A 24,441-nucleotide genomic window follows, 5' to 3' on the forward strand; every position below is an offset into this window, starting at 1 on the left:
CCCTATTGTCCTTCAGGGAAAAGTTCATCACGACCAATGGCCCGAGCCAGTCCCGCCAGGGCACTATGATACTCATAACGAGATTTATAGTAATCAAACTGAACCCGGGCAAGCAGGGTGAGGGCATCCAGAACCTCAGTGGAAGTACTCAATTGGTTTTTATAGCGCAGATCGGTTATGCGATAGTTTTCCTGCCCCTGTGCCAGTCGCACCCGAGTGGTCTCAATATTTGAAAAGGAAAAGTTAACCTGGAGAAAATTTTCTTTCACTTCCAAACCGATATCATCCATAACCTGGGTAAACGCCAGGCGCGTTTCCTCCTGGTATGTCTGGGCTTGTTTGACCTGACTGTGACGCTTTTGCCAATCCCACACATCCCAGGTGGCCGCCACCATGAGAGATGTTTCATAGGGATTCTGAATACCGTTACCGGAGACATCCGGCGAATCACCAATCCGCTCATGCTGAGCGGTAAAGGTAAGCTGAGGAAAATAAGCGCTACGGGCAGCGACAATCTGCTGTGCTGCCATATTCAACTGATAATTGGCAACCCGAAGCTCCGGCCGCTCGGCAAACGCAGCCTCGGTTACTGCAGCCAGATCAAGGGTAACCGGACTGACATCCACCACATCCTCCACGTCGTACCGCCAATCCCTGGGCCTCTGCATCAAAACCGCCAAGCGGGCCATAATCAGCGCTTCCTCTTTAACTGCCAATCGGTATCCCTGTTCCCCGTTGGCCAGTTCGACCTCCGACTGCAACAGATCATTGCGGGGTATCAGTCCTTGTTCATAAAAATGGCGGGCATCACGAAGGTGAGACGCCAAGCCGGTCACCACCTCCGCTGCGACGCCAACCATTTTCCGTGCCAGCAGCAGGGAAAAATACGCCGACTTCACCTGATAGACCAGCTCGATCCGGGCAAGCTGCTCTCTGGTTTGGGCCTCCTGCAAGCCGATGGTTGCCAGTTTATACGCCGATATCAGAGAAAAACCCGTAAACAGGGGCTGGCTGAGGGTAACATCGAAGGCATAATTATCCTTGCGGTTCAAAGGCACCGCAACACCGCCGATATTCGTACTCCGGACATCTTCCAGCCAGGTGAACGAATAACCGGCTCTAACTTTCGGTAGCAGATCTGCCCGGGCGGCAGCCTGCTCACAGGCCGCCTGCTGGGCCTGGTGGCCAGCCTGCAGCACCAGCGGATTATGCTCCAAGGCCTGAGCCAGGGCATCAGCCAAGGTAACCGTCGGCAGGCTTTCGGCCTCTGCCGGCTGGCCGGCACACACTGCCAGCAGCATAACAACCGACAGCAGAACCATCAATCTCCGAAAAACTGTCTTCATCCTGATCGGCAAACCTTTACTTTCCCGGCCAGTACCGGTTGTCCGCCACCCAGAAGCCGGTTGCTAGTCAGTAAAAAAATGTAACGGTCGGGGGAGGAACCATCCTTGCCACCCGACATCTTCAACCCTGGGGGAAACCCGGGAAGGAAACGGCCTAGAGCACCGTTGCCAGACAACAAAATAGACCGCGTTGCAACGGAACACCAGTTGCATACCGTGGTTCACAAAATAGTGTCAAGAAAAACTTGAACTTCCGGCAGATTCCCGCTAAGGGGAACCAATGTTTAGCAACCAGCCGCTCATTCTTGCCCCCATGGCGGGGATCACCGACAGCCCTTTCCGGCAACTGACAAAACAGTTTGGCGCCGATCTGGTGGTAACTGAAATGATCAGCGCTAAAGGTCTGCTGCAAGGGGACCGGAAGACCGCCACCTTGCTGAACTTCTGCCCTCAGGAACAGCCCCTTATCGCCCAGCTGTTCGGACGGGATCCGGAAATCCTGCGTGCTGCCGCCCAGCAGGCAATCGACCAAGGTGCGACATATGTTGATATCAACATGGGTTGCCCGGTAAAAAAGGTCATAAAGACCGGCGCCGGTGCAGCTCTACTGCAAGATTTGCAGCAGGTAAAAAAGATTCTCGCAGCCTTGTCCCGCCCCCCGGCAATTCCCTATACCATTAAAATCCGTTCAGGCTGGGACCAGCAAACCTTGATCGCCGATAAAGTTATTGATCTGGCAGCCACGTTTGCAGCCCTGGCGGTGTTCTGTCATCCACGAACCGCAGCAATGATGTTCAGTGGCATGGCTGACTGGGATTACCTCGAAGCCATTGCCGGCAAGGCGCCGCTGCCGGTCATCGGTTCTGGCGATATCATAACAGTGGAAGCTGCCCGCAAGGCATTGGCACGGCAGGGCATTAACGGCCTGATGCTTGGACGCGGCACCTTGGGACGCCCCTGGTTTTTTCAGGAGATCAGGGATTTTCTGATTTCTGGTTCTGTCACCACCATTCCATGGGCAAAAAAGCTGGAAACTATTCGCCAGCATGGTCTTTTGTTGCGACAAGAGAAGGGAGAAAAAACCGGTTTTCTGCTATTTCGCAAACATCTCGCCTGGTACAGCCGGGGCCTGCCGGGAGCCGCGGCCTTTCGCCGCCAGCTTTTCACCACCACTGACCAGAAGGAGCTCGATCCTTTACTGCAGATCTTCTTCAGCGACCATCATTATCAGCGGTGAGGGAACCCTTTCCTGGCCGAGAGAGCACTCTGCCGCGCAGTTGACCACAAGCAGCGGTAATATCCGCCCCCTTACTCTTGCGGACGATAGTGGTCATACCATTCTGCAGAAGAATAGCCTGAAAAGCGGCAACCTGCTCATCGGACGGCCGTTTGAATGGCAGGTCCGGATGTTCGTTAAAAGGAATCAGGTTCACCTTGCTTTTCAGCGGAGCAAGCAACTGCACCAGACGGCGAGCATTGGCAGGCGAATCATTGATCCCCTGCAGGAGAATATACTCATAGGTAATCCTGCTCCGGTTTTTTAAAGGATACCGACCGCAGGCAGCCAGCAAATCCCTTAAAGGATAACGTCGATTCACCGGCATGATCTGGCTGCGCACTTCATCGGTGGTGGCATTGAGTGAAATTGCCAGACAGACTTCCACCTCCCTTCCAAGCCTTTCAATTTCCGGCACCAGGCCGCAGGTTGAAAGGGTGATCCGCCGGGATGAAAACTGCAGCCCGTCATCATATTTCAATATCTCTACCGCGGAAGTTACCGCAGTGATGTTGTCCAGTGGCTCCCCCATCCCCATAAAGACAAGGTTGGATATACGCCTCTGATCCTGAACAGCTACATTTTGGGTCTGAACCACTTGATCAACAATTTCGGCAACCGTGAGATTTCTGACAAAACCCTGTTGTCCAGTCACACAAAAACGGCAGCCCTGGCGGCAACCAACCTGGGTGGAAAGACATAACGTCAAGCGCTCCTTCTCGGGAATCAATACCGCTTCAACAGCATTGCCATCTGCCAGTTGGAAAAGAAATTTTTCCGTACCATCGGCGGCTTTTTCACGGGCCACACAGCTGAGTGAAACGATGCATGCCCGGTCCCGCAGCTGCGCACGAAAGGCGCGCGACAAATTGCTCATGGCATCAATATCGTCCACCCGTTGGAGATAAAGCCAACGGATAATCTGATCTGCCCGATACCGCTCTTTGCCCAAACCCACCAGAAGCTCAGCCAGCTGCTCTCTGGTCAGCCCCTTCAAGTTCAACTTCTGCTTGTCAACCATCATCACCATACAAAAAAGGATATTAAAAAAAGAGTATCTTTTTACATAAATTGGTCAAAAAAATTCTTTTTTTTCACTAAATGGGAGAAGGACTCCCACATCACGGGCAAAACCGCAGCTCAAAAGCAACAGGAATATCTTACCCCACCACCAGAAAAACATTGATATTCCAGATAGTTAGAAAACCATGGCAAAGAAAGATGAAAAAACCACCCTTAAGGCATCTATTTTGCAAATTCATACCCCTACAGAACAGGGTTGGGCAGTTTTTTCCCCACTTTCAGCAGTTGATACACGGGCAACAGCTGCAAAAAGCGTTGGAAATCGGATGGTACCGTAACGGCTCCGTATTCTCCTGGAGAGTGAGACGTACGCCTCCGTAACAAAGGTTGCAGCTTGACCAAGAAGATGGAGTTGTTGCGGAGGCAGTAGCAGATAACATCGGCCTAAAGCAGCCTGCCTAGCACCGTCATCGTCATAACAGGGACAATTTAATGACAACAACATTTTTTTCTGAAGCGGAAATGGCATCATGCGCTCTGGATATCTCCCCCGATCTCACCAGTGAAACTTTACAGAAGAACACCAAAAGTGTCAATCTTCTCCTCAAAGCACCGATCTACTTTGCCACATCCTATGATAAAAATTTAACCATTGAAATGTTTGTCTCATTTGCCCGCAAGATCATTCCTTATAAAAAAATAGCCTTCTGCATGTGGGATGAACCAACGAACAGTATGAATCTGGTTTTTCAGCGCGGTTTTACCGACCCCCAAGTCAATCTTTTAAAAACCCACGCCCCGTTTAGCACCTGGGTCCATACATTTGAAAAGCCGCTGCTGATTAGAGAAATTGATGTTCAGCGACAAGACATCTTCCAAACCCTGGGATTTGCCGAAGCCTTGATCATTCCCGTTTCCTGGGAAGGCAAAATAAGGGGGGGCTGGCAATTGTTTGCCCCCAAGCCCAACACCTTTTCCCTCAATGACATCCAGCTCTTCTGGATTTTAACCATGCAATGCGAGTTGATCTTCCAGAATCTGACCAAACGAGAACAAATACAAAAGCTGGCCATCGTTGATTCGCTCACCGGCCTCTATAACCGCCGGTTCTTTGACAGCCAGCTGAAAAAAGAGATCGACCGTTCCCAGCGGAACAACGCCCCCTTATCCCTGCTGATGATTGATATTGATGATTTCAAACATTTCAATGACCAGTACAGCCACCAAGCGGGGGATTACGTTCTCAGGGAAATAGGTTCCATCTTGCCGGGCAATGCACGTACAGTCGACACCATCTGCCGCTATGGCGGCGAGGAATTCAGCATCATTCTGCCAAGCACAGATCCGGTGGGGGCTTTTCTGATCAGCGAACGATTGAGGAAAGCGGCGGAAAGCCACTCGTATCTGATTGAACACAATAAATATGTCCACCTGACGTTGAGTATCGGCATCGCCTGCTACCCGCAAATGGCAACAACAGACAGCGACTTAGTAAGGAAAGCCGATAACGCCCTCTACGAAGCAAAACGCCTGGGCAAGAATCGCTCGATCATCTTCTCCCCCCAGATCACCACAACAAAACAGCTCGATGACAGCAAACAGGGAATCAGCATCGGCACCGTTGATTTTTTTATGGAAGGCATCCGCTCACTGACCGATGTCAGTCGGCTGTTGACCTCCCTGATGCACATCATTTTTCCGAAGCTGGGGAAAATGGAAAGTCTCTACCTTGAAATCGACCGTAAAGACAGACATGCTTTTCTGGTCTCCGAATCGTGCCAGACCAACACCATGCTTTCTGAACCATACAAAAAAATCCCCCTTGCCACCCCGCTCCAGGGAGCGTCAACCGGCTGGGATACGTCAAAAGCATTGACACTGGAGGAAAAGCAGCAGCTCAGGAGCTTTCTTCCCGACAGCGCCTGCTACTCCTGGGAGAAAAGCATCTATCGTCATTGCCACCGGTTGAGCGCCAACCGCCAAGGCAGCCTATTCATCTTCCTTGATGAGGAGCACCATGAACAGCAGCTATCCGATGCATACACCAACGACGGGTTCCGCTTTAACGAGATGATCTCCCTCATCTCTGAAGGCATCACCATGCATCAGCAACAACGGTCCTTCTGCCGTTTGGCAGCCCACAAGTTGATCGCTCTTTCGGAAACGGCACTACCCTATTTCAAGCACCACAGCTCCCAGGTTTCCCGGTTACTGACCGATTTTGCCGAAGCTCTGGACCTCTCTGAAGATATGGCCAATACCCTGACTGATACGGCATATTTTTATGACCTTGGGTTAATAAGTATCAGCCATGATATTTTGCTCAAAGATGCACCGCTCAACGCCAGAGAGCGAAAGATATGTGAGCAGCATCCCCTGCTCAGCTGGGAAATTGCTAAATTTTCACCCAAGGCCGTCGATCCGGATAAAAATGCCATCCTTCACCACCATGAATGTTTTGACGGCTCCGGCTACCCTGATCATCTTTCCGGCAGTGACATCCCCCTGACTGCCCGCATCCTGGCACTGGCCGACACCTATGCCGCCATGACCTCCAGCAGGCCCTACCGGTCGGCGATGACTGCCAATCAGGCGCTTAAAGAAATAAGCAGTTTGGCGGGCAGTCGCTTTGATCCCGTCCTGACCCAAGAATTCTGCAGCCTGATAAAAGCCGGACACGCATAAATACCAAAGATGGTAGGATAGTGAAGAAGATGGCGTTGCCGCCAATCCATCAAACATGGCTGGCTTGCCTGAGTACGGGGAGGGAGAAGAGAGAAAACTAGCGGCAGAAAATGAATCGTGGACGTTTTTCAGCAGTTGCTTGCTGAGATCAACTATTTATTTTTAATCCATCGAGGATTGGAAAGATTATACTGCTTAACCTTGTAATTCATGACCCGCTTGCTGATTCCCAGCATTTTGGCCGCATCTTTCTGAATCCAGTTGCACATCTTCAGGGTTTCCACCACCAGAGCCTCTTCCATCTCCTTGAGTTGAATCCCTTCCGGCGGCATTTTCAAAGGCAGTGACTCTGAGGTTCTGGGCTCCATATCCTCCATAAAAAACAGGTCCTCCTGCTTGATCTCCGTTCCCTCGCACATCAAAACAGCCCGTTCAATACAATTTTCCAACTCCCGGACATTGCCGGGCCACTGATAACGCTGGAGAAGAGAAACTGCCCCTGGAGAAATCCCCCGGACATGTTTTTTAAGATCGCCGGAAAACTTTTTAAGAAAAAAGCTGGCCAGCAGCGGAATGTCATCTTTCCGCTCACGCAGGGAAGGAATCCTGATAGTAATGACATTCAGACGGAAAAAAAGATCTTCGCGAAACTGCTTATCCTGAACCGCCTGCGAAAGGTCTTTGTTGGTGGCTGAAAGGATGCGGACATCAACTTTAATGGTCCGATTTCCGCCAAGACGTTCAAATTCCTTCTCCTGAATAACCCGCAGAACCTTGGCTTGGGTGCTCAGGGTCATATCGCCGATCTCATCGAGGAACAAGGTTCCCCGATGGGCCTGTTCAAAACGGCCGATCCGCTGTTTCATCGCCCCCGTATAGGCTCCTTTTTCATGACCAAACAACTCGCTTTCAAGCAGGTTTTCATGCAAGGCGGCACAGTTTACCTTGACAAAACCGGATGACGAACGCTGGCTGGAATAGTGAACCGCCCCGGCCACCAGCTCTTTGCCAGTGCCGGTTTCCCCGGTAATTAAAACGCTGGCGTTACTCCGCGACACCTTCTTCAAGGTGGCAAAGACTTTTTTAACGCTGGCACTTTGACCAATAAAGTTATCAAAGTTATAGATAACATTGCGCTCACCCCGAAGATAGGTAAGCTCATGCTCATAGTCACGAACCCGCAGGCCATTGACAACCCGCAGCTGCATCTCCTCAATGGAAAATGGTTTCTGAAGGTAGTCAAAGGCACCAAGCTTCATCGCCTCAACCGCACTTTCCACCGTCCCGTAACCGGTCATAATAATCACCACGGTGGTTGCATTGAGCTTCTTAGCCTCCTTAAGGACATCAAGGCCACCAACCTTTGGCATCTTGATGTCGGTAATCACCACGTCGTAGTTGGTTTTCACCAGGCAATCGACTGCCTGCATACCATCTTCGGCCTGGTCCACCAGAAAACCATCGGCATGAAACACCGCCGCCAGGCTCTCGCGCAAAGAACTATTGTCATCAACAACTAAAATACTGCCTCGGCCGCTGCCAGACATGGGACCCACCGCCAGTGAAAGCTCTGTATAAGTAACCCTACCCCCCGATCTGCACAGGCAGACCAGAGCCGCCAACTATAGGCTAATTGGCAAAGAGCATAGCACAGGATTTCAAAATTGTAAAGGACACAGCCTATTCCCACTCAATGGTTCCAGGAGGCTTGGAAGAAATATCATACACCACCCGATTAACCCCGTGTACTTCATTGATAATCCGGTTGGAAATTTTTTCCAACAAATCGTGGGGGAGCCGGGCCCAATCAGCGGTCATACCATCAATGCTGGTTACCGCCCTGATGGCAATCACCTGCTCATAGGTCCGCTCATCACCCATCACCCCAACGGTTTTGACCGGCACCAGGACCGCAAAAGACTGCCAGACGTCGTTATAGAGACCGGCCTTGACAATTTCATCCAGGACAACGGCATCCGCTTCCCTGAGAATCGTCAGGCGCTCCGGTGTAACCGCACCGATAATCCGAATGGCCAGGCCGGGGCCGGGGAACGGCTGGCGATTGATCATCTTTACCGGCAAGCCCAACTCGCGGCCTACCTCCCGGCCCTCATCCTTGAACAGTTCCCGCAACGGCTCTATTAAAGCCATTTTCATCCGCTCAGGCAAGCCCCCCACATTATGGTGACTCTTAATCACCGCCGATGGGCCTTTAAAGGAGACACTCTCGATAACATCAGGATAAAGGGTTCCCTGAGCCAGAAAGCGGATCTCCCCCAATTTTGCCGCTTCATCTTCAAAAACCCGAATAAATTCATTGCCGATAATTTTCCGCTTCTCTTCCGGATCAGTCACCCCGGCCAACCTGTCCAAAAATTGTTCACTGGCATCCACATAGTGCAGGTTCAGCTTGAATTTGCCGCGGAACAACTCCTGGACCTCAGCAGCCTCATCCCGGCGCAAGACACCATTATTGACAAAAATACAGATTAACTGATCACCGATAGCCCGGTGGAGCAGGAGGGCCACCACCGATGAGTCAACCCCGCCGCTGAGCCCCAGGATAACCCGTTCTTTACCGACCCGCTGTCTGACCTCAGCAATACTGCTGTCAATAAACGATTGCATCGTCCACCAGCCATGGCAGCCGCAAATGGAAAAAACAAAATTATCCAGTATCTGTCTGCCATTGGGAGTGTGGATAACTTCAGGATGGAACTGTACCCCCCAGAGCCGCCGGCTCACGTTGGAAATAGCCGCAATTGGCGCATTGTTGGTTTCCCCGATGACCGTAAAGCCAGATGGCAGGCGACTTACCTTGTCTCCATGACTCATCCAGACCTGCTGCGGAAAAGCAAGACCTTCGAAAAGCAGGTCATGGGTTACCAGCCCCAATTCCGCTTTGCCATATTCACGCTGCTGGGTTTTTTCGACCAGGCCGCCAAGCTGGCTCACCATCTCCTGCATCCCGTAACAGATACCCAGAACCGGGATGCCAAGGGAAAGAAGTTCAGCCTCACTATGGGGAGCATCATCACCATAGGTGCTGGCCGGCCCACCAGAAAGGATAATCCCCTGGGGAGCAAAATCCTGCACCTGTTTCAAAGAAATATGGAAGGGATGAATTTCGCAGTATACCTTGCTTTCGCGAATCCTACGGGCAATAAGCTGGCTGTACTGGGAACCAAAGTCTAAAATAAGAATTTTCTCTGCATGAAGATCCGGCTGCATTGCACCACCTGTTGGGAGGGTTGTAAGCCACCCCGGGCTTCTGGAAAAATTATTTTTTCATATCTGGCATTCAGCTCTACGATACAAAACAAAAGGGCCGTAGACATTATGAGAGCAGTAAGCCGACGCTAGTATTCGCTGGGGGCACTGCTACGTTTCCTCTCACTCCAGACGGTAGTTGGGTGCCTCCTGGGTAATGATCACATCATGGACATGACTTTCCCGCAGACCGGCCTGGGTGATCCGGACCATCCTAGCATCACTTCTCAGCTGAGCTATGTCTCTGCAACCCACATAACCCATACCGGCCCGCAGGCCTCCCAAGAGCTGAAAAATACTTGATGAAAGGGGACCTTTATAGGGCACCCGGCCTTCAATCCCTTCGGGCACCAACTTTGAAGCATCCACATCCTCTTGGAAATAACGGTCTTTACTCCCCGACTTCATAGCCCCCAAAGACCCCATGCCCCGATACAATTTATAGCTCCGTCCCTGGTAGAGAATAGTATCCCCTGGACTTTCCTCCGTACCGGCAAAAAGAGAACCGATCATCACCGAATGGGCACCGGCCGCCATCGCCTTCACTATATCACCGGAAAACTTCACCCCCCCATCGGCAATCAGGGGAACCCCAAAGCGGTCAGCGGCAGTTCGACAATTGATCAGGGCACTTATCTGCGGCACACCGACACCGGCAACCACCCGGGTAGTACAGATGGAGCCGGGGCCGATACCAATTTTTATCGCATCAGCACCAGCTTTGATAAGCCTTTCCGTTGCTTCAGGGGTGGCCACATTACCGACAATCAACTGGCAGGGAAAATTCTTTTTGGTATCCTGAGCAGCTTCAATCACCCCCCTGCTATGGCCATGGGCGGTATCAATCACGATAACATCCGCACCGGCCGCCAGCAGGGCGGCAATCCGCTCCTCCCGGTCGCTGGAGATACCAACGGCCGCACCAACCCGGAGACGACCAAGATCATCTTTACAGGAATGGGGGTATTTTCTTGTCTTTTCAATATCCTTAATGGTGATCAAACCCTGCAAACGGCCCTTGTCGTCAACCACCAGCAGCTTTTCAATCCGGTTTTCATGGAGGAGCACCTTTGCCTCCTCCATGCTGGTACCAACCGGCACGGTCACCAGTCGATCCTTGGTCATCACATCCCTCAGGGGGCGCTCCATTCTGGTTTCAAACCGCAAATCACGGTTAGTAACAATGCCCACCAGCTGCTCACCATCAACAATGGGCACCCCGGAAATCCGGTACTTCTTCATAACGGCCAGCACTTCATGAACTTTCTGGTCGGGATGCATGGTTATGGGGTCGACAATCATCCCGCTTTCTGATTTTTTGACTTTGTCCACTTCCAGGGCCTGGGACTTGACCGACATATTTTTATGGATAATGCCAATACCACCTTCCCTGGCCATGCAGATGGCCGTTTCAGACTCGGTAACCGTGTCCATGGCCGCACTGAGCAAAGGAATATTGAGACGGATCTCCCTGGTAAGATGGGTACCGATATCCGTTTCATGGGGCAGAACCTCGGAAAAACGGGGCTGCAGCAGGACATCATCAAAGGTCAGTGAAAAAGGAATCTGACTTTCACTCATGGATATCTCCTTATACAATCAACATTCCATCAATAAAAACTTTTCCGCCATGGCAACCTCTTCCTTGCTGCCGATATAGACGGGACACCGCTGATCAAGATGTTCGGGAACCACATCGAGAATAGGCATAGACCCGGTGCTGGCTGCACCACCGGCCTGTTCAACGAGAAAGGCCATGGGATTGAGTTCAAAGGGAAGTCGAAGTTTCCCCTGCAGACTGCCGGTGGTTGCCGGGTACATGAAGATCCCCGAACCCTTTAACAGAACCTGATTAATGTCAGGAACAAAACCACCACTATAGCGCAGCTTGTAGCCGCTTTCCTCGAGATAGGCAACAAACTTCTGATGGCCGGGGATATAGTCCTTATGCAAGCCGCCCGGGCTGTAAAGTTTCCCTTTCGGTTTCAGGGAAATATTCTCTCGGGTCATGGTAAATTCACCCAAGCTGTTCAGGGTAAACTCATAGACCCCTTTGCCGGCCGAGTACACCAGGGTCGTTCTTGGTCCGTAAACAACATACATGGCACCGACCTGTTCGCGACCTGGCCGCAGGGGATCATCACCGGGGTAGATTGAAACAATCGTCCCGACTGCCAGATTCACATCGACCAGTGATGAACCATCCAAAGGATCATAACAAACAGAATACTGCCGTAATTTCCCCTGTCGCTCAAAAATGATAATTTCACTCTGCTCCTCGGAAACAATTTTACTGACTCTGCCCGTATGATCAAGGCGATCTTTGATAATTTCATCGGCAAGAACATCAAGGGCCAACTGTTCTTCCCCATAGAGGTTGCTGGTTCCCGCCAAGCCCAAATCACCGGTCCGCATGGCATGGTTAATATATTTCGAAGCCACCCCCACTTCATAGATGATACTTGCCAGGCCCATTTCCACCCCGCATCCCATCAGGTGGTTCCAAAGCCCCCTCTTTACATGTTTTCGATCACTCATGGTCACCATTTCCCTTTCTTTATGGGTAAAACATCCTGCCGACCGCCATCTTCAAACAGCTATCTGCACCAGCAGACTCACCTGCCACATCAGGGACGAAAAGCTGCCAGTTTGCTTTCATCGATATACGATTTAATCCCGGCAGCAATCCCTTCAGCCACTTTCTGTCGATAGGCATCTGAATTAAGCCTCTTTTCCTCAATTTTATTGGAAACAAATGAGGCTTCCACCAGGATACTGGGCATCTGAGCCCCAATCAAAACATAGAACGGAGCCTGTTTTACCCCCAGGTCATGCACATTCTGATATTTCCGCCGCAAGTGGTGCACCAGATTATCCTGGACCGTGCGGGCCAAGCGACTGGATTCATTTATTTTTGAGTTGCGCATCAGGTCATTGAGGATCAATTGCAGATCACTGATCTTCTTGGTGGATGTGGCATTCTCAAGGGCGGCCAGTTCCATCGCATCATTATCGGTGGCCAGGTTGAGAAAATAGGTTTCAACTCCTTGAGCTTTCCGGTTGCGGCTGGCATTGACATGGACCGAAACAAAAAGATCGGCTTTTTTGGTATTGGCGATCACCGTCCGCTCCTCCAGCGGCAGAAAACAGTCATGGTCACGGGTCAATTCAACCCGACAATCCATCAGTTTCTGCAGTTCTTGCTGCAGTTTCCGCGAGATATCCAGCACAAGATCTTTTTCCTTCACCCCCCGGGGGCCGACAGCACCGGGATCCTTGCCGCCATGACCGGGATCAATAATGATGGTTCCAATGCCTAAACCCAGCTGTTGGGCCAAAGAAAGCTGATCAGCCGTAGGGACACTCTGCTCACCGGGTGAACCCGCCTGCATCTGTGTCTTTCCCTTCGCCACCCTCTCTGCAGCCCGGTCACCAATCACATCAACGACAATACGGGATGGATTGCTTAAATCAAAAATCTTATAATCTTCGATGGAATCAAGGTAGATGACGGTCCGGACGGTTTGTTTGTCGAACTGGGCCACCTTCACCTGTTTCAAAATCCCGTCATTAATGGGGATGGTACGGCTGGCACCGCTGATAAATGAGTTTTTCAGATCCAGATAGATGGACTTGATCCTATCCCGCTCCTTTTCATGTTTCAACACCCCTTTGGAGTAGGAAACTTCATGGTCAAGGTCAATCACCACCCTGGTATAGGTCGGCGACGACCAGTAGCGAATATTGTCAACCCGGGCCTTGCCGGCGAGCTTACCGTTTTCGCGCGGATCGTCAGGGCGATAAACATCCGTACCGCCAACCGGGCAGGCTTCGGCAGCCGGCTTGGCCACCGGCGGTGCCGCTGTCAGCCGGGCTTTGGCCTTGCCAACCATATCTCCCTGGGGAAAATCCTGGATAATCTGTCGGAGAGCCGCCCGTGAGCGCTCCACCTGACCAAGTTTCTCCTCGGTGGTCGCCAGATGATAGAGGGCATCGTCGGCCAGGCGGCTCTGGCCATAATCAGCAACAATCTTTCGGTATAGACTGCCGGCCTGCTGCAAATCGGCATCCCAGCCGGAGTAGTTATACAAGGATGAGTAGAGGCGGGCAGCAAGGAAGAGGGCATCATCGGCCCGGTCTGACTGGGGATAAGTCTGGTGAATGCCGGTAAATTTCGCAATCAGTTTAGTCCAGTTTTTCCGTTTACCCCACAGTTTCTTATCGGCATTAAACTGCCGGTAGTCTTTTTTCGCCTGCCTGTATGCTTGCTCAGCAGTCGTTGTGTCAGTTGGCGGGGGACCAGCCGCCACGGCACCGGTCGTCAGGATGACCTGCACCAGCAGCAAAACAGCTGCTGATAGAAAAACCGTTCGCCGCCAACCATGTTTTTTTGCCGCCACGTACATTATCATACATCAACCATAGCAGTTATCGACCCAACAGTGAGCATCTTCAATGCCCTGAAGCCATTAGGGGGCTGGCAACATGGCTTCACCTGACCGGATGAACATACATGGAGCCAGGCTCCAGTCGGCTGTCTGTTAATGACCGCTCACGGATAGTCAATGATTGAACAGAGAAAGGGCAACACCTTCCAGCAGACCATCATCACTGATCATCACCCGATCAAAGCCCAGCCGGTCCATCACCCTCAAAGCAATGATGCCACCAGCCAGGATGACATCTGCTCGGCCGGCTTCCAGTCCGGGAACCCGGCGCCGCTGCGGTGCATCCAGCTGCCAGAGGTTGTCATTAAGCACCTGAAGGCGAGCGAACGACATCTGGTAACCATTGATCAACTCCGGACGATACTTTTCAAGCTGCTGATCGATAGCCGCCAGACTGGTCATTGTTCCCGCAGTTCCCGTCAAGATGGTCGCCGGCGGCAAAGGTAGGTTGCCGGAATCCCGCAAAGCTTCAACCACCGCTTCCAGACACCGGTCAACTTCCTTGGCTACCTGTTGCTGCGCCAAATCTTTCTGAACAGGCTCTGCCAGAAATTGTTCGGTCAGCTTTACCACCCCGAAGGGAAAACTGGTGGCACATTGCACCCTGCCGTCAGCCGCTACCAACGTAAATTCGGTGCTGCCGCCGCCGATATCAAAAATTAACAGGGGCTGCCCAGCCACTGGCAGGGCATGCAGTACCCCTCCGGCGGTCAACATCGCCTCCTGGCGGCCGCTGATAATCTCCAAGACAATGCCGGTTTCAGCAGCTACCCGGTCAACAAACTGGCGGGAATTTTTTGCTTCCCGGACAACACTGGTGGCCACGGCCCGCATCCGTTCCGGCTGATAGCTCTCCATCAAGGCTGCAAAGCGCTTCATCACCATCAGAGCACGTTCCATCGATATCGGAGCCAACCCCTGTTCCGGGATGTAATCACGCCCCAGCCGGGGGATACTCTGCTCCTTGCAAAGCGGCTGTCGTATCCCCTTTTGCCGGTCGGCAATCAGCAGGCGAAAGGTGTTCGTGCCAGCATCAATAGCCGCCACCCTGCCGGTTATCATTTCAGACCGGCAACCGATTCAGCCAGGTTATAACAATGGTCACCGATTTTCTCAAAATTGGTTAAGATGTCAATAAAAATAAGCCCGGCGTCCACCGAACAGGAACCTTCATTCAGACGAATGATATGACCATTGCGGTAGCGGTCTTCCAGAGAGTTGATCATACCCTCCAAGCGCTTGGCCTCGGCCATAATAGTTTTATCCCCTTTGGCTATTCCGGCAGTGGCCAGGTCGAGAAATTCCATTGTTTTCTGGGCCAGGACCTCAATTTCTTCCACCGCCTGATCGCTGAAAATCACCTTGCCATCCCGTCGCCGCTCCACCAGTTTGATAAGGTTTTCCGAATGATCACCAATCCGCTCCAGGTTGTTGACCATATACATGATCGAGGTAACCTCTTGAGAAAATTCACGGGTCAGCGACTGGGGGCTCATGGCCACCAGGAAATCAGTGATCTCCTTTTGGAGCATATCAAGGGTGTTTTCCTTGCGATAGACTTTTTCCACCAGAGCCGGCGAGTACTGACGAAAACATTCCATCGTCTGCCGGAGCATTTTACGGGCGATCTCCACCATTCTGACGGTTTCCTGCCGCGCCTGGGAAAGGGCAAGCGAAGGAGTATCCAAAACCCGGTTATCAAGGTAGCGCAGATGATATTCATGCTCCTCTTCGTCATGACTGGGGACCATCATGGTACTGACTTTGGCCAGCACTCCCAGCAATGGCAGAAAAATAAGGCAGTTAACCACATTGAAAATCGTATGGGCATTGGCCAAATGGCGGGATATCAGGGGTTTTTCACCGATCGCCATACCATAGCGCAGGGCCTGATCGGCCGTCCTGATCACCAGATCCGGATCTCCCGGGGTAAGATAATTAACCAATCTGAGAAACAGGGGAAACAGCACAAGCATGTAACAGACTCCAAGAACATTGAAAATCATATGAGCCCGCGCTGCCCTTTTGGCTGTCACATTGGTGCCGATACTGGCCAGCAATGCCGTTATGGTGGTGCCGATATTCTCCCCGAGAATCAAGGCTACCCCGCCCTTGAAGGTCAACGCCCCACTGACCGCCAGGGCCATGGTGATGCCAACGGTGGCACTGCTGCTCTGCAGAACCATAGTCAGTAGGGCACCCGCGAGAACAGCCAGCAAAGGGGTGTGGCCAAAGGTAATAAAAGCCTGTTCAAAGACTGGATGATGTTTGAGCTCCGTCAATCCGCCTTTCATGATCGTAAGACCGTAAAAAAGCATTCCGAAACCAATCAGGATTTCACCGTAATACTGCCACCGTCGGCTGGAAGCAAAAAATTTCAACCCTACCCCCAAGCCAATGGCTGGCAGGGCATAATGTTGTACTTTAAAGGCAATCATCTGGGCGGTAACCGTCGTCCCGATATTGGCCCCCAGAATCACGCCGATGGCCTGGAGCAGGTTCATCAGGCCGGCATTGACAAAGCCCACCACCATCACCGTGGTGGCACTGCTGCTCTGGACAACAGCGGTTACGCCGACGCCCACCATGAAGGCCATAAACCGGTTGGTAGTTAGTTTTTCCAGTACCTTTCGCAGCCGGTCACCGGCCGCCTTCTGCAAGCCCTCCGACATGATTTTCATGCCATAAAGGAAAAGACCCAAACCACCCATAAAAGGAAAAAGCATTGATTGAATCATCAGAAAAACCTTTAGTGATCTACCGTTGTTTTCATCAGTGCACCAACCGGAACGACATCCACCTGCGCTACCCGACTGAGCTGCCCCAACTTTTGTAAGGCAGCAACGGTTTCCGGGTAAGGGTGACCGATGCCGACGGCACTTTTTTTCACCTGGGCAACGGCAATCAATTTTTCAAGCTGGGAAAGGATATGCTCCTCGTCCCTGATATTATCAAGGAAGATATCCCGCTGGCCGGCCGGAATGCCCGCCTGGCAGGCTTCGTCATAGGCAATGGTGGCGGCCGATGTCCGACTGTCAATAAAAAACAGGGGTTTATCACGCAGACAGCTCATCAGCACTTCCATAGCCTGCCGGTTTTCCGTCAACCTCGACCCCATATGATTATTGAAGCCGACAATCCCGGGAACCGCATCCAGTTCGGCCCGGAACAGGGACGACAGCTCCTGAGTATTCATCGTACCGAAAAGAGCCCCGGGGCCGGGGTCAACATCAGGGTAGCCATGGGGCTCCATGGGCACATGGAGAAGAAGCTGCTTCCCGGTTTCATGCAGCAGGTCGGCAACTTCTTGGGTGTGGGGAGCATAGGGAAAGAGGGAAAATGTCAGGGGTTGTGAAATGCTGGCCAGCTGCCGGGCAATCTCAACGTTCATACCCATATCATCGATAATAATTGCTATGCGGGGACGCTGATCGACAGCAGCGTAACGAGGTTGATCTGCCTGCCAATGAAGCTCCAGGGTGCCCACAAGCTCTCCCCGGTCCAGGAAAAGGAGGAAATAGGTCTTGTGCTGATCAACATAGGAAAGCAGATCATAGCCGGCCGGCCATTGATCAACCATCTTCCTGCAGGCAGCAAGAAAGAGATCCATATCAGCGGTCGGTCCGTAGACTCCCTGCCAGCGGATCAGCTGCCAGCGATGGGAACCCCGGGAAACCCATTCGCTCGAGCGATCAACATGTCCCTGAGGCAGGTAATGCCTCATCAGGGCGTCAACAGGTACAAGGACCTGCCGGCTGCCGGTCGGCAAGCTGAAGCTTTCCCGGGGATACTTGCCGGCAACCGGCTGCTGGCTGTGATCCCTGGCAACCACGAGGAAAATCACCAGCAGCACTATGGCAAGCAGCGCCGTACCGATACCCAGCCAGAAGCGGAACTGATGGGGACGATAACTTCCTTTATTCACAGTTTTTCTATCCCCGCACCATAGAGCTGTTTGCCATCGCCACACAGATGATCAACTTGGCGATGGCAACGGCAGACAACAACGTCCACCAATCAAACCACCGGACCGGATATCTGCCGACCACCGTGGCAATAAATCCGGGACAAGATAAAGGATTATGGCTGATGGTCTATTGCTGAATGTTTTTAAATACCTGCCATCCCTGAAGCAGCTCCAGTGCCCGCTGCAGCTGAACATCCTGGGATGCCACCTGCTCATCGTCAGCTGAAGGCTCATTGGCAGAAGGCTGTTCCGGCTGGCGGTTATCCTGGGTCTCCGTCCCGGATGGTTCACCAACCTTAGAATCACCGTTATTCTCAAAATGGCCTTTCAGATCCTTCTCTTTAAGCTGGTGGAAAATTGACTGTTTCTTTTCCACCTTCTTCACCACCAGCCCCTCTTCAACGGTAATATCCGGTTCGATACCTTTTGCCTGGATAGATCTGCCGTTCGGGGTGTAATACAAAGAGGTGGTCAATCTGATTGCCGCACCATCATCCAAGGGAATAATCGTCTGCACCGACCCCTTGCCGAAACTGGCAACCCCCATGATCACTGCCCGTTTATGGTCCTGAAGAGCACCTGAGACAATTTCCGAAGCACTGGCACTGCCGCCGTTGACCAGCACCACAATAGGATAGTCCTCTTCCGTCCCATCGTCATGGGCATAATATTTCATGTTCTGCTCTTTGCGGCGGCCATCAGTGTAGACGATCAAACCATCTTTGAGAAAATAGTCGGACACCTGCACTGCCTGATTCAGCAACCCACCGGGATTATTACGCAGGTCGAGAACCAACCCCTGAAGGGGGCCCGGCTCCTCCAGTTCATCGATCTTTTTGGCCATATCAGCGGAGGTCCGCTCCTGGAACTGGGTAAGGCGGACATAACCGATAGTGTCAGACAGCATTTTCGTCTTAACGCTGACAATCCTGATGATATCCCGGATGATCTTTACATCCATCAATTCGTTAAGGCCGGAACGCATAATGGAAATCGTTATTTCGGTTCCTTTTGGCCCCCTCATCTTTCTGACCGCTTCCATGAGGGTCATATCCTTGGTCAATTCATCATCTATTTTGATGATCCGGTCACCGGCTTTAATCCCAGCCCGAAAAGCAGGGGTATCCTCAATCGGGGAAACGACGGTCAACACCCCGTCCCTGATGGTTATTTCTATCCCCAGGCCGCCAAAGCTGCCATGGGTTTCCACCTGCATCTCCTTGAACATTTCCGGCGGCATAAAGGATGAGTGAGGATCCAGGTCGCTGAGCATCCCCTTGATGGAGCCGTACACCAGTTTTTTGACATCCACCGGTTCCACATAGTGCTGTTGCACCAGGGACAGGGCATCGGTATAGCGCTTGATATCTTCATAGGGGACATCCGCCTCCCTGGCCACCGATGAACTACCCATCAAGGTGTTCAGTGCCACCATCACCAGCACCATCAAGCCGACAGCCAACAACAGTGACTTTCCCCGGTTGTGCTTTGCCATTAGTTAATTCCTCCCGCCTAAATATATCATGGTTTGGCAACCAGCCAGACCATTGGTTATTCCTGCCAACCATCCCTGTTCGACATTGAAACTCCCGCCAAGGATTATCTGAGGGACGCACCAGCCAGCCAACCACGCTTCAACCTGATGCTGAAATTTCATCCCCTTAGTATAATGCAATAGGGCCAGGTCTATCCCTGCCCCATGGGAGTCACCCATTCAAGAGGATCAAGGGGCTGACCGTGTTTTCTGATCTCAAAATAAAGTGAAGGACCAATAAGAGAATCCGTTTCACCCACAGAACCAATAATATCGAGCTGCTGGATCTGGCTTTGCACCGCAGCCTTAAACTCCAGCAGATGACCATAAATTGAATAATAGCCATCACCGTGATCAATAATGATCAGGTTGCCATAACCTTTCAGCCAGCTGGCAAAAACCACTTGACCGGGGAAAATTGCCTGCACCTCGCTGCCGGCCGGAGCTTCAATGTCAATGCCCTTGTTTTCCGTTACCGTTTTGAAGCGTCGGTCCCGTTCCAAGCCAAAAAACTTGACCACAACCCCCTTGGCGGGCATGGGCAGCCGGCCTTTATGATCCTTTAAGGAACCCGGCTGAGCCTGCCGCTGGCGCTGTTTGCTGATAATCCTCTCCAGCTCGCCAGCTGCCGCTTCCAGCTCTTTAACCAGAGCAATAACATTGCTTTTTTCCCCTTTAATTTTATACAACAGCTTATTTTTTTTAGCAATATTTTCTTCCAGAGATGCCAAACGCTGCCGTTTTACCTCTTCCATCCCGGCACATTGCCGCCGTTGTTCCTCCAACTGCTGCAAAACCTGCTGACGTTCCTCCAACAGCCGGGAATACATGGTCATCTGCCGATGATCGTGGATAAGAAGATGTTTCAGATAGGTCAGGTTATGCATCATTTCCCTGCTCTCCTGACGGGCCAGAATAACTTCCACGAAGGCCATGGGCGGTCTTTTGTATCGGCTCCTGAGTCGCTGATAAAACAGCTCCCGCTGCTTGTCCAGACGAACATTCACCTGCTGCAGCTGTTGCTGGTTGCGATCAATATCAGTAACTACCATCTCCAGTTGCTGACGCAGCTGGGTCAGTTCCCTTCCCAGATGATTCTGCTGGCGGGAAATATGGTCAAGCTCGTCCAGCAGCGACTCCTCCTGCTGCCTGACGGAGGCCTCTTCCCGGCGCTTCTGCTGCAGATCTTTTTTGACCTGCTCAAGGCGTACCGCGGTAGAATCGTCAGGGCCGGAAGCAAAAGCCAGCCGGCCGAGCTCCGGGCAACCAACCAGCAGCACAACCGCTACAGCAAAGCTGAGACATCGGCAGCGGCAACCAGCCGGAAAAGTCGGCACTAAGGCGCAGGGAAAAGGGAAATGCTTGCTGAACAGCAAAACGAAATGACAGAGAAAACTCAGAAAAAACACCGCTGATACGTTGCCTCAGGTTGTTTTTAACCATCTGAAAGAAACCAGAAAGCCAACTATGCCAAGAAGAATCCCCAGTACGACAAAACCACCCAGCAGGAAGGGGGGGAAAAAGGTCAGGGAGATGACCCCTTCCAGAAAGTACAGGTGGGACTGCAACCAATAAACAAGATAACGATAGATCCCGTAGACCATGCCAAGGGCAAGCAGCGAGGCAATCACCCCTTGAAAAACCCCCTCCAGCAGGTAAGGAATGGCAATATAGAATCTAGTCGCGCCAACCAGTTCCATGATATCAACCGTATCCTGGCGGGAATAGAATGAAAGTTTGATCGTATTGGAGACAATCATAATCGTTACAAAAAAAAGAAAACCGGTAACCACAACTCCGAAAACATGAATCAACCGCACAACGGAAAAAAACTTGCGTAACCACCGTTGGCCATACTGAACTTCCTCGATCCCCTCTTGAGCGGCAATCTGGTCGGCCAACGCTTCAACAACCCCGGCCTCCTGCAGTTTTTTATCCAGTTGCAGTTCCAATGAGGCAGGCAGAGGGTTCTCTTCAACCCCGGCCAGCAAGGCGGCATCCTTCTGCCCCAGCATGCGGCGAAACCGCGCCAAAGCTTCTTGCTTGCTGACATAGGTCACCCTCTCTACACCAGACAAGTGTCTACAAAAATCCTCCAGGGACTGCTGCTGCTGACGGGTTGCCGAATCCTGCAGAAATGCCGTTATCTGGAGATCGGCCTGCCAGTCGGTAATATTTTTTTTCAGGTTCAGATACGCAAAGGAATAAACCCCGAAGACAACCAGAGAAAAACTGATGGTCACAATGGACACCAGGTTGATCACCAGATGTTGACGGATATTCTGGTAGGCCGTTTTCAGCAGATAGATGAGATAATGGATGGTCATTGTTCTTCAGCAGGCCAGACAAACTCCTGCAGGCCCCCCTTGTGCAGGGAAAACACCTTCCGCTTAAACTTCTGCATCAGCATGCGGTTATGGGTTGCCACCACAACCGTCGTCCCCTGGGAGTTGACATAGTTAAAAATATTCATAATTTCCGTGGTTATTTCAAAATCAAGATTGCCGGTCGGCTCGTCGGCCAGAATAATAGGAGGGTCATTCACCAGCGCCCGGGCGATGGCTACCCGCTGCTGCTCACCGCCGGACAGTTCAAGGGGGTAGCGATAGAGTTTCTGCTCGATACCCACCAGCTTGAGTACTTTCCAGACCCGTTTTTTGATCTCATTGCGGGGTAACCCATGAATCTCCAGCACCAGCGAGACATTGTCAAAGACGGTCCGGTAGGGAATCAGCTTGAAATCCTGAAACACCACCCCGATGGAACGGCGCACCCGGGCAATCTGTCGGCGGGAAAAACTGGTAATATTTTGCCCGCCAATGAGAATCTGCCCCGATTTTGGCCGTTCAGCCGCGAACAGGAGACGCAGGAGGGTTGACTTCCCGGCCCCGCTGGGGCCGGTCAGAAAAACAAATTCACCAGGCGCAACGGTAAAGGAGACATCCTGCAATACCATCACCGTTGGCAGATAATTTTTATAGAGATGAAAGACCCTGATCATCCGCAGCCAATCGTTCAATAAGCTCCCACAGCACGGTCAGGTCATCAATGGGAACTTCCATGACGTCCCCGGCCCGCCGTTCTTTAACTTCCACTACCCCCCGCTGAAAACCTTTCTTGCCAACCGTAATCCGCACCGGCACACCCATCAGATCGGCATCCTTGAATTTAATCCCCGGCCGCTCATCACGATCATCATACAATACGTCAATGCCCTTTGCCACCAGCTGGTCATGAAGACGATCACAATATGCCAGCACTTCATCATTCTTGCCGTCAAGACAAAGCAGGGCAACCTTGAACGGTGCCAGGGCATAGGGGAAGATAATTCCCTGCTGATCATGGTTCTGCTCAATGGCCGCCGCCACAGTCCGGCCGATGCCAATACCATAGCAGCCCATAACAAGCAGCTGTTCCTTGCCATGTTGATCAAGATAGGACGCTGACAACGCTTCACTATACTTGGTGCCCAACTTGAAGATATGGCCAACTTCTATGCCGCGAACAATATCCATTGGCGCATGACAGTGGGGACAATGATCTCCCGCCTGGACCTCGGTAAGATCACCAACCAGTGCGGCAGTGAAGTCGCGCCCGTACACGACGTTCCTGAGATGAAAATTTTCGCGGTTGGCGCCGCAGACCAGGGCCGGCATCCGGGGCACTTCCTGGTCAACGACAACCGGTAACTTTGCCGCCACCGGACCAAGGGAACCTACGGGCACCGCACATAGCTCCCTTACCCTGGCCACCTCGGCCAACTGCACCCACTGAACACCCAACGCTGTTTTCAGCTTTGTTTCACTTACCTGCCGGGCACCATTGACAACCACCAGGTATGATCCCTGGTCAGTATCATAGACCATGGTTTTGACCGTTTCCCGGGGCCTGATCTGAAAAAAAGCGCTGACCTCTTCAATGGTGGTGCAGCCTGGAGTGGCCACTTCTTCAGGGAGCGCCGCAACCGGCACTGCCTCCTGTGCATCATGACAGATGCGCTCGGCTTTTTCCACATTGGCAGCATAACTGCAGGAACGGCAGGTTGCCACGCCATCCTCCCCGGAAGCAGCCAGAACAACAAATTCGTGGGAAAAACTGCCGCCAATCGCTCCGCTGTCCGCTTCAACCGCCCGGAAATCAAGACCACAGCGCGCGAATATCCGCTCATAGGCATCACGCATGATGCGGTAGCTCTGCTCCGCCGACTGATCGTCAACATCAAAGCTGTAGGCATCCTTCATAATAAATTCCCGCCCTCGCATCAGGCCAAAGCGGGGTCTAATCTCATCTCTGAACTTGGTCTGGATCTGGTAAAGATTCAAGGGCAGCTGGCGATAAGAACGGATTTCATGGCGAACCAGATCGGTAATCACCTCTTCATGGGTCGGCCCAAGACAAAAACCGCGCTGGTGACGATCGGTAAACCGGAGCAGCTCTTTGCCATACTGCTCCCAACGGCCGCTTTCCTGCCACAGTTCAGCCGGCTGAACCCCGGGGAGCAGCAATTCCTGCGCGCCGGCCCGGTTCATCTCCTCCCTGACAATTTTTTCAACGTTGCGAACAGCCATCAATCCCAGCGGCAGGTAGGTATAAATGCCCGCCGCCAGACGGCGGATCATGCCTGCCCGCAGCATCAATTGATGACTGACAACTTCGGCTTCTGCCGGAGTTTCCTTCAACGTGGGAATGTACATCTGGGAAAAACGCATCGGACGTCACACCTCTTTGCTTTTCTAAAAGAAAAAATTTCCGCTGGCGTGGCAATAACCAGGCGGCAGTTTTTTCGGTTATCTGAACCACTACAAGCCGCCGGGGATTATGGCAAAACCATAACGGGAAAGCTCATCAGATACCATCGTTTACGGTAGACACTACTTATGAAACTCCCCCTC

The 24,441-nt window shown here is 52.1% G+C and carries 17 protein-coding genes; 2 read left to right on the forward strand and 15 right to left on the reverse strand.

Features of this window, described 5'->3' with window-relative positions; genetic code table 11:
- Positions 1 to 2: 2 nt before the first annotated feature.
- Positions 3 to 1,346 (reverse strand): TolC family protein, encoded by a 1,344-nt coding sequence (locus tag JXO50_03120; protein MBN2332076.1) that lies wholly within the window; start codon positions 1,344 to 1,346, stop codon positions 3 to 5.
- Positions 1,347 to 1,626: 280 nt separating this feature from the next.
- On the opposite strand from JXO50_03120, the gene dusB reads away from it, so the two are divergent.
- Positions 1,627 to 2,583: a tRNA dihydrouridine synthase DusB gene (dusB, locus tag JXO50_03125; GenBank protein ID MBN2332077.1), complete on the forward strand. Its 957-nt coding sequence runs from the start codon at positions 1,627 to 1,629 to the stop codon at positions 2,581 to 2,583.
- Here dusB and rlmN read toward each other — a convergent pair.
- Complete coding sequence (gene rlmN, locus JXO50_03130) at positions 2,558 to 3,643, reverse strand: 23S rRNA (adenine(2503)-C(2))-methyltransferase RlmN (GenBank protein MBN2332078.1); 1,086 nt, start codon at positions 3,641 to 3,643, stop codon at positions 2,558 to 2,560. The genes dusB and rlmN overlap by 26 nt on opposite strands.
- A 494-nt stretch (positions 3,644 to 4,137) precedes the next feature.
- Here rlmN and JXO50_03135 point away from each other — a divergent pair, with 494 nt between their 5' ends.
- Entirely contained in the window at positions 4,138 to 6,330 is a 2,193-nt protein-coding gene (locus tag JXO50_03135) for a diguanylate cyclase (GenBank protein MBN2332079.1), read from the forward strand.
- A gap of 152 nt (positions 6,331 to 6,482) precedes the next feature.
- Here the strand turns inward: JXO50_03135 and JXO50_03140 are convergent, their stop codons facing one another.
- From JXO50_03140 to JXO50_03200, 13 genes are all read right to left on the reverse strand, one after another.
- The gene (locus JXO50_03140) at positions 6,483 to 7,877 is read right to left on the reverse strand and encodes a sigma-54-dependent Fis family transcriptional regulator (GenBank protein MBN2332080.1); all 1,395 of its coding nucleotides are present in this window, start codon (positions 7,875 to 7,877) and stop codon (positions 6,483 to 6,485) included.
- A 133-nt stretch (positions 7,878 to 8,010) separates the two neighbouring features.
- Positions 8,011 to 9,561, reverse strand: coding sequence for a glutamine-hydrolyzing GMP synthase (gene guaA / locus JXO50_03145; protein MBN2332081.1), 1,551 nt, complete (start codon positions 9,559 to 9,561; stop codon positions 8,011 to 8,013).
- Positions 9,562 to 9,723: 162 nt separating this feature from the next.
- Positions 9,724 to 11,181 (reverse strand): IMP dehydrogenase, encoded by a 1,458-nt coding sequence (gene guaB / locus JXO50_03150; GenBank protein MBN2332082.1) that lies wholly within the window; start codon positions 11,179 to 11,181, stop codon positions 9,724 to 9,726.
- 18 nt (positions 11,182 to 11,199) lie between these two features.
- On the reverse strand, positions 11,200 to 12,147 hold the full coding sequence (locus JXO50_03155; GenBank protein ID MBN2332083.1) for a fructose-1,6-bisphosphatase: 948 nt from the start codon (positions 12,145 to 12,147) through the stop codon (positions 11,200 to 11,202).
- A gap of 80 nt (positions 12,148 to 12,227) precedes the next feature.
- The gene (locus JXO50_03160) at positions 12,228 to 14,012 is read right to left on the reverse strand and encodes an N-acetylmuramoyl-L-alanine amidase (GenBank protein ID MBN2332084.1); all 1,785 of its coding nucleotides are present in this window, start codon (positions 14,010 to 14,012) and stop codon (positions 12,228 to 12,230) included.
- A gap of 150 nt (positions 14,013 to 14,162) precedes the next feature.
- A complete protein-coding gene (locus JXO50_03165) occupies positions 14,163 to 15,095 on the reverse strand; it encodes a Ppx/GppA family phosphatase (GenBank protein MBN2332085.1) in 933 nt (310 codons plus the stop codon).
- A gap of 11 nt (positions 15,096 to 15,106) precedes the next feature.
- Entirely contained in the window at positions 15,107 to 16,786 is a 1,680-nt protein-coding gene (locus JXO50_03170; protein ID MBN2332086.1) for a Na/Pi cotransporter family protein, read from the reverse strand.
- Positions 16,787 to 16,797: 11 nt separating this feature from the next.
- Positions 16,798 to 17,973, reverse strand: coding sequence for a divergent polysaccharide deacetylase family protein (locus JXO50_03175; protein ID MBN2332087.1), 1,176 nt, complete (start codon positions 17,971 to 17,973; stop codon positions 16,798 to 16,800).
- A gap of 169 nt (positions 17,974 to 18,142) precedes the next feature.
- Positions 18,143 to 19,510 (reverse strand): S41 family peptidase, encoded by a 1,368-nt coding sequence (locus JXO50_03180; protein MBN2332088.1) that lies wholly within the window; start codon positions 19,508 to 19,510, stop codon positions 18,143 to 18,145.
- A gap of 191 nt (positions 19,511 to 19,701) precedes the next feature.
- Positions 19,702 to 20,958 carry a peptidoglycan DD-metalloendopeptidase family protein gene (locus JXO50_03185; GenBank protein ID MBN2332089.1) on the reverse strand — a complete coding sequence of 419 codons (1,257 nt, stop codon included), beginning with the start codon at positions 20,956 to 20,958 and terminating at the stop codon, positions 19,702 to 19,704.
- 15 nt (positions 20,959 to 20,973) lie between these two features.
- Positions 20,974 to 21,876 (reverse strand): ABC transporter permease, encoded by a 903-nt coding sequence (locus tag JXO50_03190; protein ID MBN2332090.1) that lies wholly within the window; start codon positions 21,874 to 21,876, stop codon positions 20,974 to 20,976.
- A complete protein-coding gene (gene ftsE, locus JXO50_03195) occupies positions 21,873 to 22,550 on the reverse strand; it encodes a cell division ATP-binding protein FtsE (protein MBN2332091.1) in 678 nt (225 codons plus the stop codon). The genes JXO50_03190 and ftsE overlap by 4 nt, the downstream gene beginning before the upstream one ends.
- A complete protein-coding gene (locus JXO50_03200) occupies positions 22,525 to 24,258 on the reverse strand; it encodes a proline--tRNA ligase (protein ID MBN2332092.1) in 1,734 nt (577 codons plus the stop codon). The genes ftsE and JXO50_03200 overlap by 26 nt, the downstream gene beginning before the upstream one ends.
- Positions 24,259 to 24,441 lie beyond the last annotated feature (183 nt).

Source organism: Candidatus Anaeroferrophillus wilburensis, from assembly GCA_016934315.1.
GTDB lineage: Bacteria > Desulfobacterota > Anaeroferrophillalia > Anaeroferrophillales > Anaeroferrophillaceae > Anaeroferrophillus > Anaeroferrophillus wilburensis.

Bases quoted from the DNA above. Each gene is read 5' to 3' on its own strand.
- JXO50_03120 (MBN2332076.1), bottom strand. From the start codon at position 1,346: ATGAAGACAGTTTTTCGGAGATTGATGGTTCTGCTGTCGGTTGTTATG.
- dusB (MBN2332077.1), top strand. From the start codon at position 1,627: ATGTTTAGCAACCAGCCGCTCATTCTTGCCCCCATGGCGGGGATCACC.
- rlmN (MBN2332078.1), bottom strand. From the start codon at position 3,643: ATGGTTGACAAGCAGAAGTTGAACTTGAAGGGGCTGACCAGAGAGCAG.
- JXO50_03135 (MBN2332079.1), top strand. From the start codon at position 4,138: ATGACAACAACATTTTTTTCTGAAGCGGAAATGGCATCATGCGCTCTG.
- JXO50_03140 (MBN2332080.1), bottom strand. From the start codon at position 7,877: ATGTCTGGCAGCGGCCGAGGCAGTATTTTAGTTGTTGATGACAATAGT.
- guaA (MBN2332081.1), bottom strand. From the start codon at position 9,561: ATGCAGCCGGATCTTCATGCAGAGAAAATTCTTATTTTAGACTTTGGT.
- guaB (MBN2332082.1), bottom strand. From the start codon at position 11,181: ATGAGTGAAAGTCAGATTCCTTTTTCACTGACCTTTGATGATGTCCTG.
- JXO50_03155 (MBN2332083.1), bottom strand. From the start codon at position 12,147: ATGGTGACCATGAGTGATCGAAAACATGTAAAGAGGGGGCTTTGGAAC.
- JXO50_03160 (MBN2332084.1), bottom strand. From the start codon at position 14,012: ATGATAATGTACGTGGCGGCAAAAAAACATGGTTGGCGGCGAACGGTT.
- JXO50_03170 (MBN2332086.1), bottom strand. From the start codon at position 16,786: ATGATTCAATCAATGCTTTTTCCTTTTATGGGTGGTTTGGGTCTTTTC.
- JXO50_03180 (MBN2332088.1), bottom strand. From the start codon at position 19,510: ATGGCAAAGCACAACCGGGGAAAGTCACTGTTGTTGGCTGTCGGCTTG.
- JXO50_03190 (MBN2332090.1), bottom strand. From the start codon at position 21,876: ATGACCATCCATTATCTCATCTATCTGCTGAAAACGGCCTACCAGAAT.
- ftsE (MBN2332091.1), bottom strand. From the start codon at position 22,550: ATGATCAGGGTCTTTCATCTCTATAAAAATTATCTGCCAACGGTGATG.
- JXO50_03200 (MBN2332092.1), bottom strand. From the start codon at position 24,258: ATGCGTTTTTCCCAGATGTACATTCCCACGTTGAAGGAAACTCCGGCA.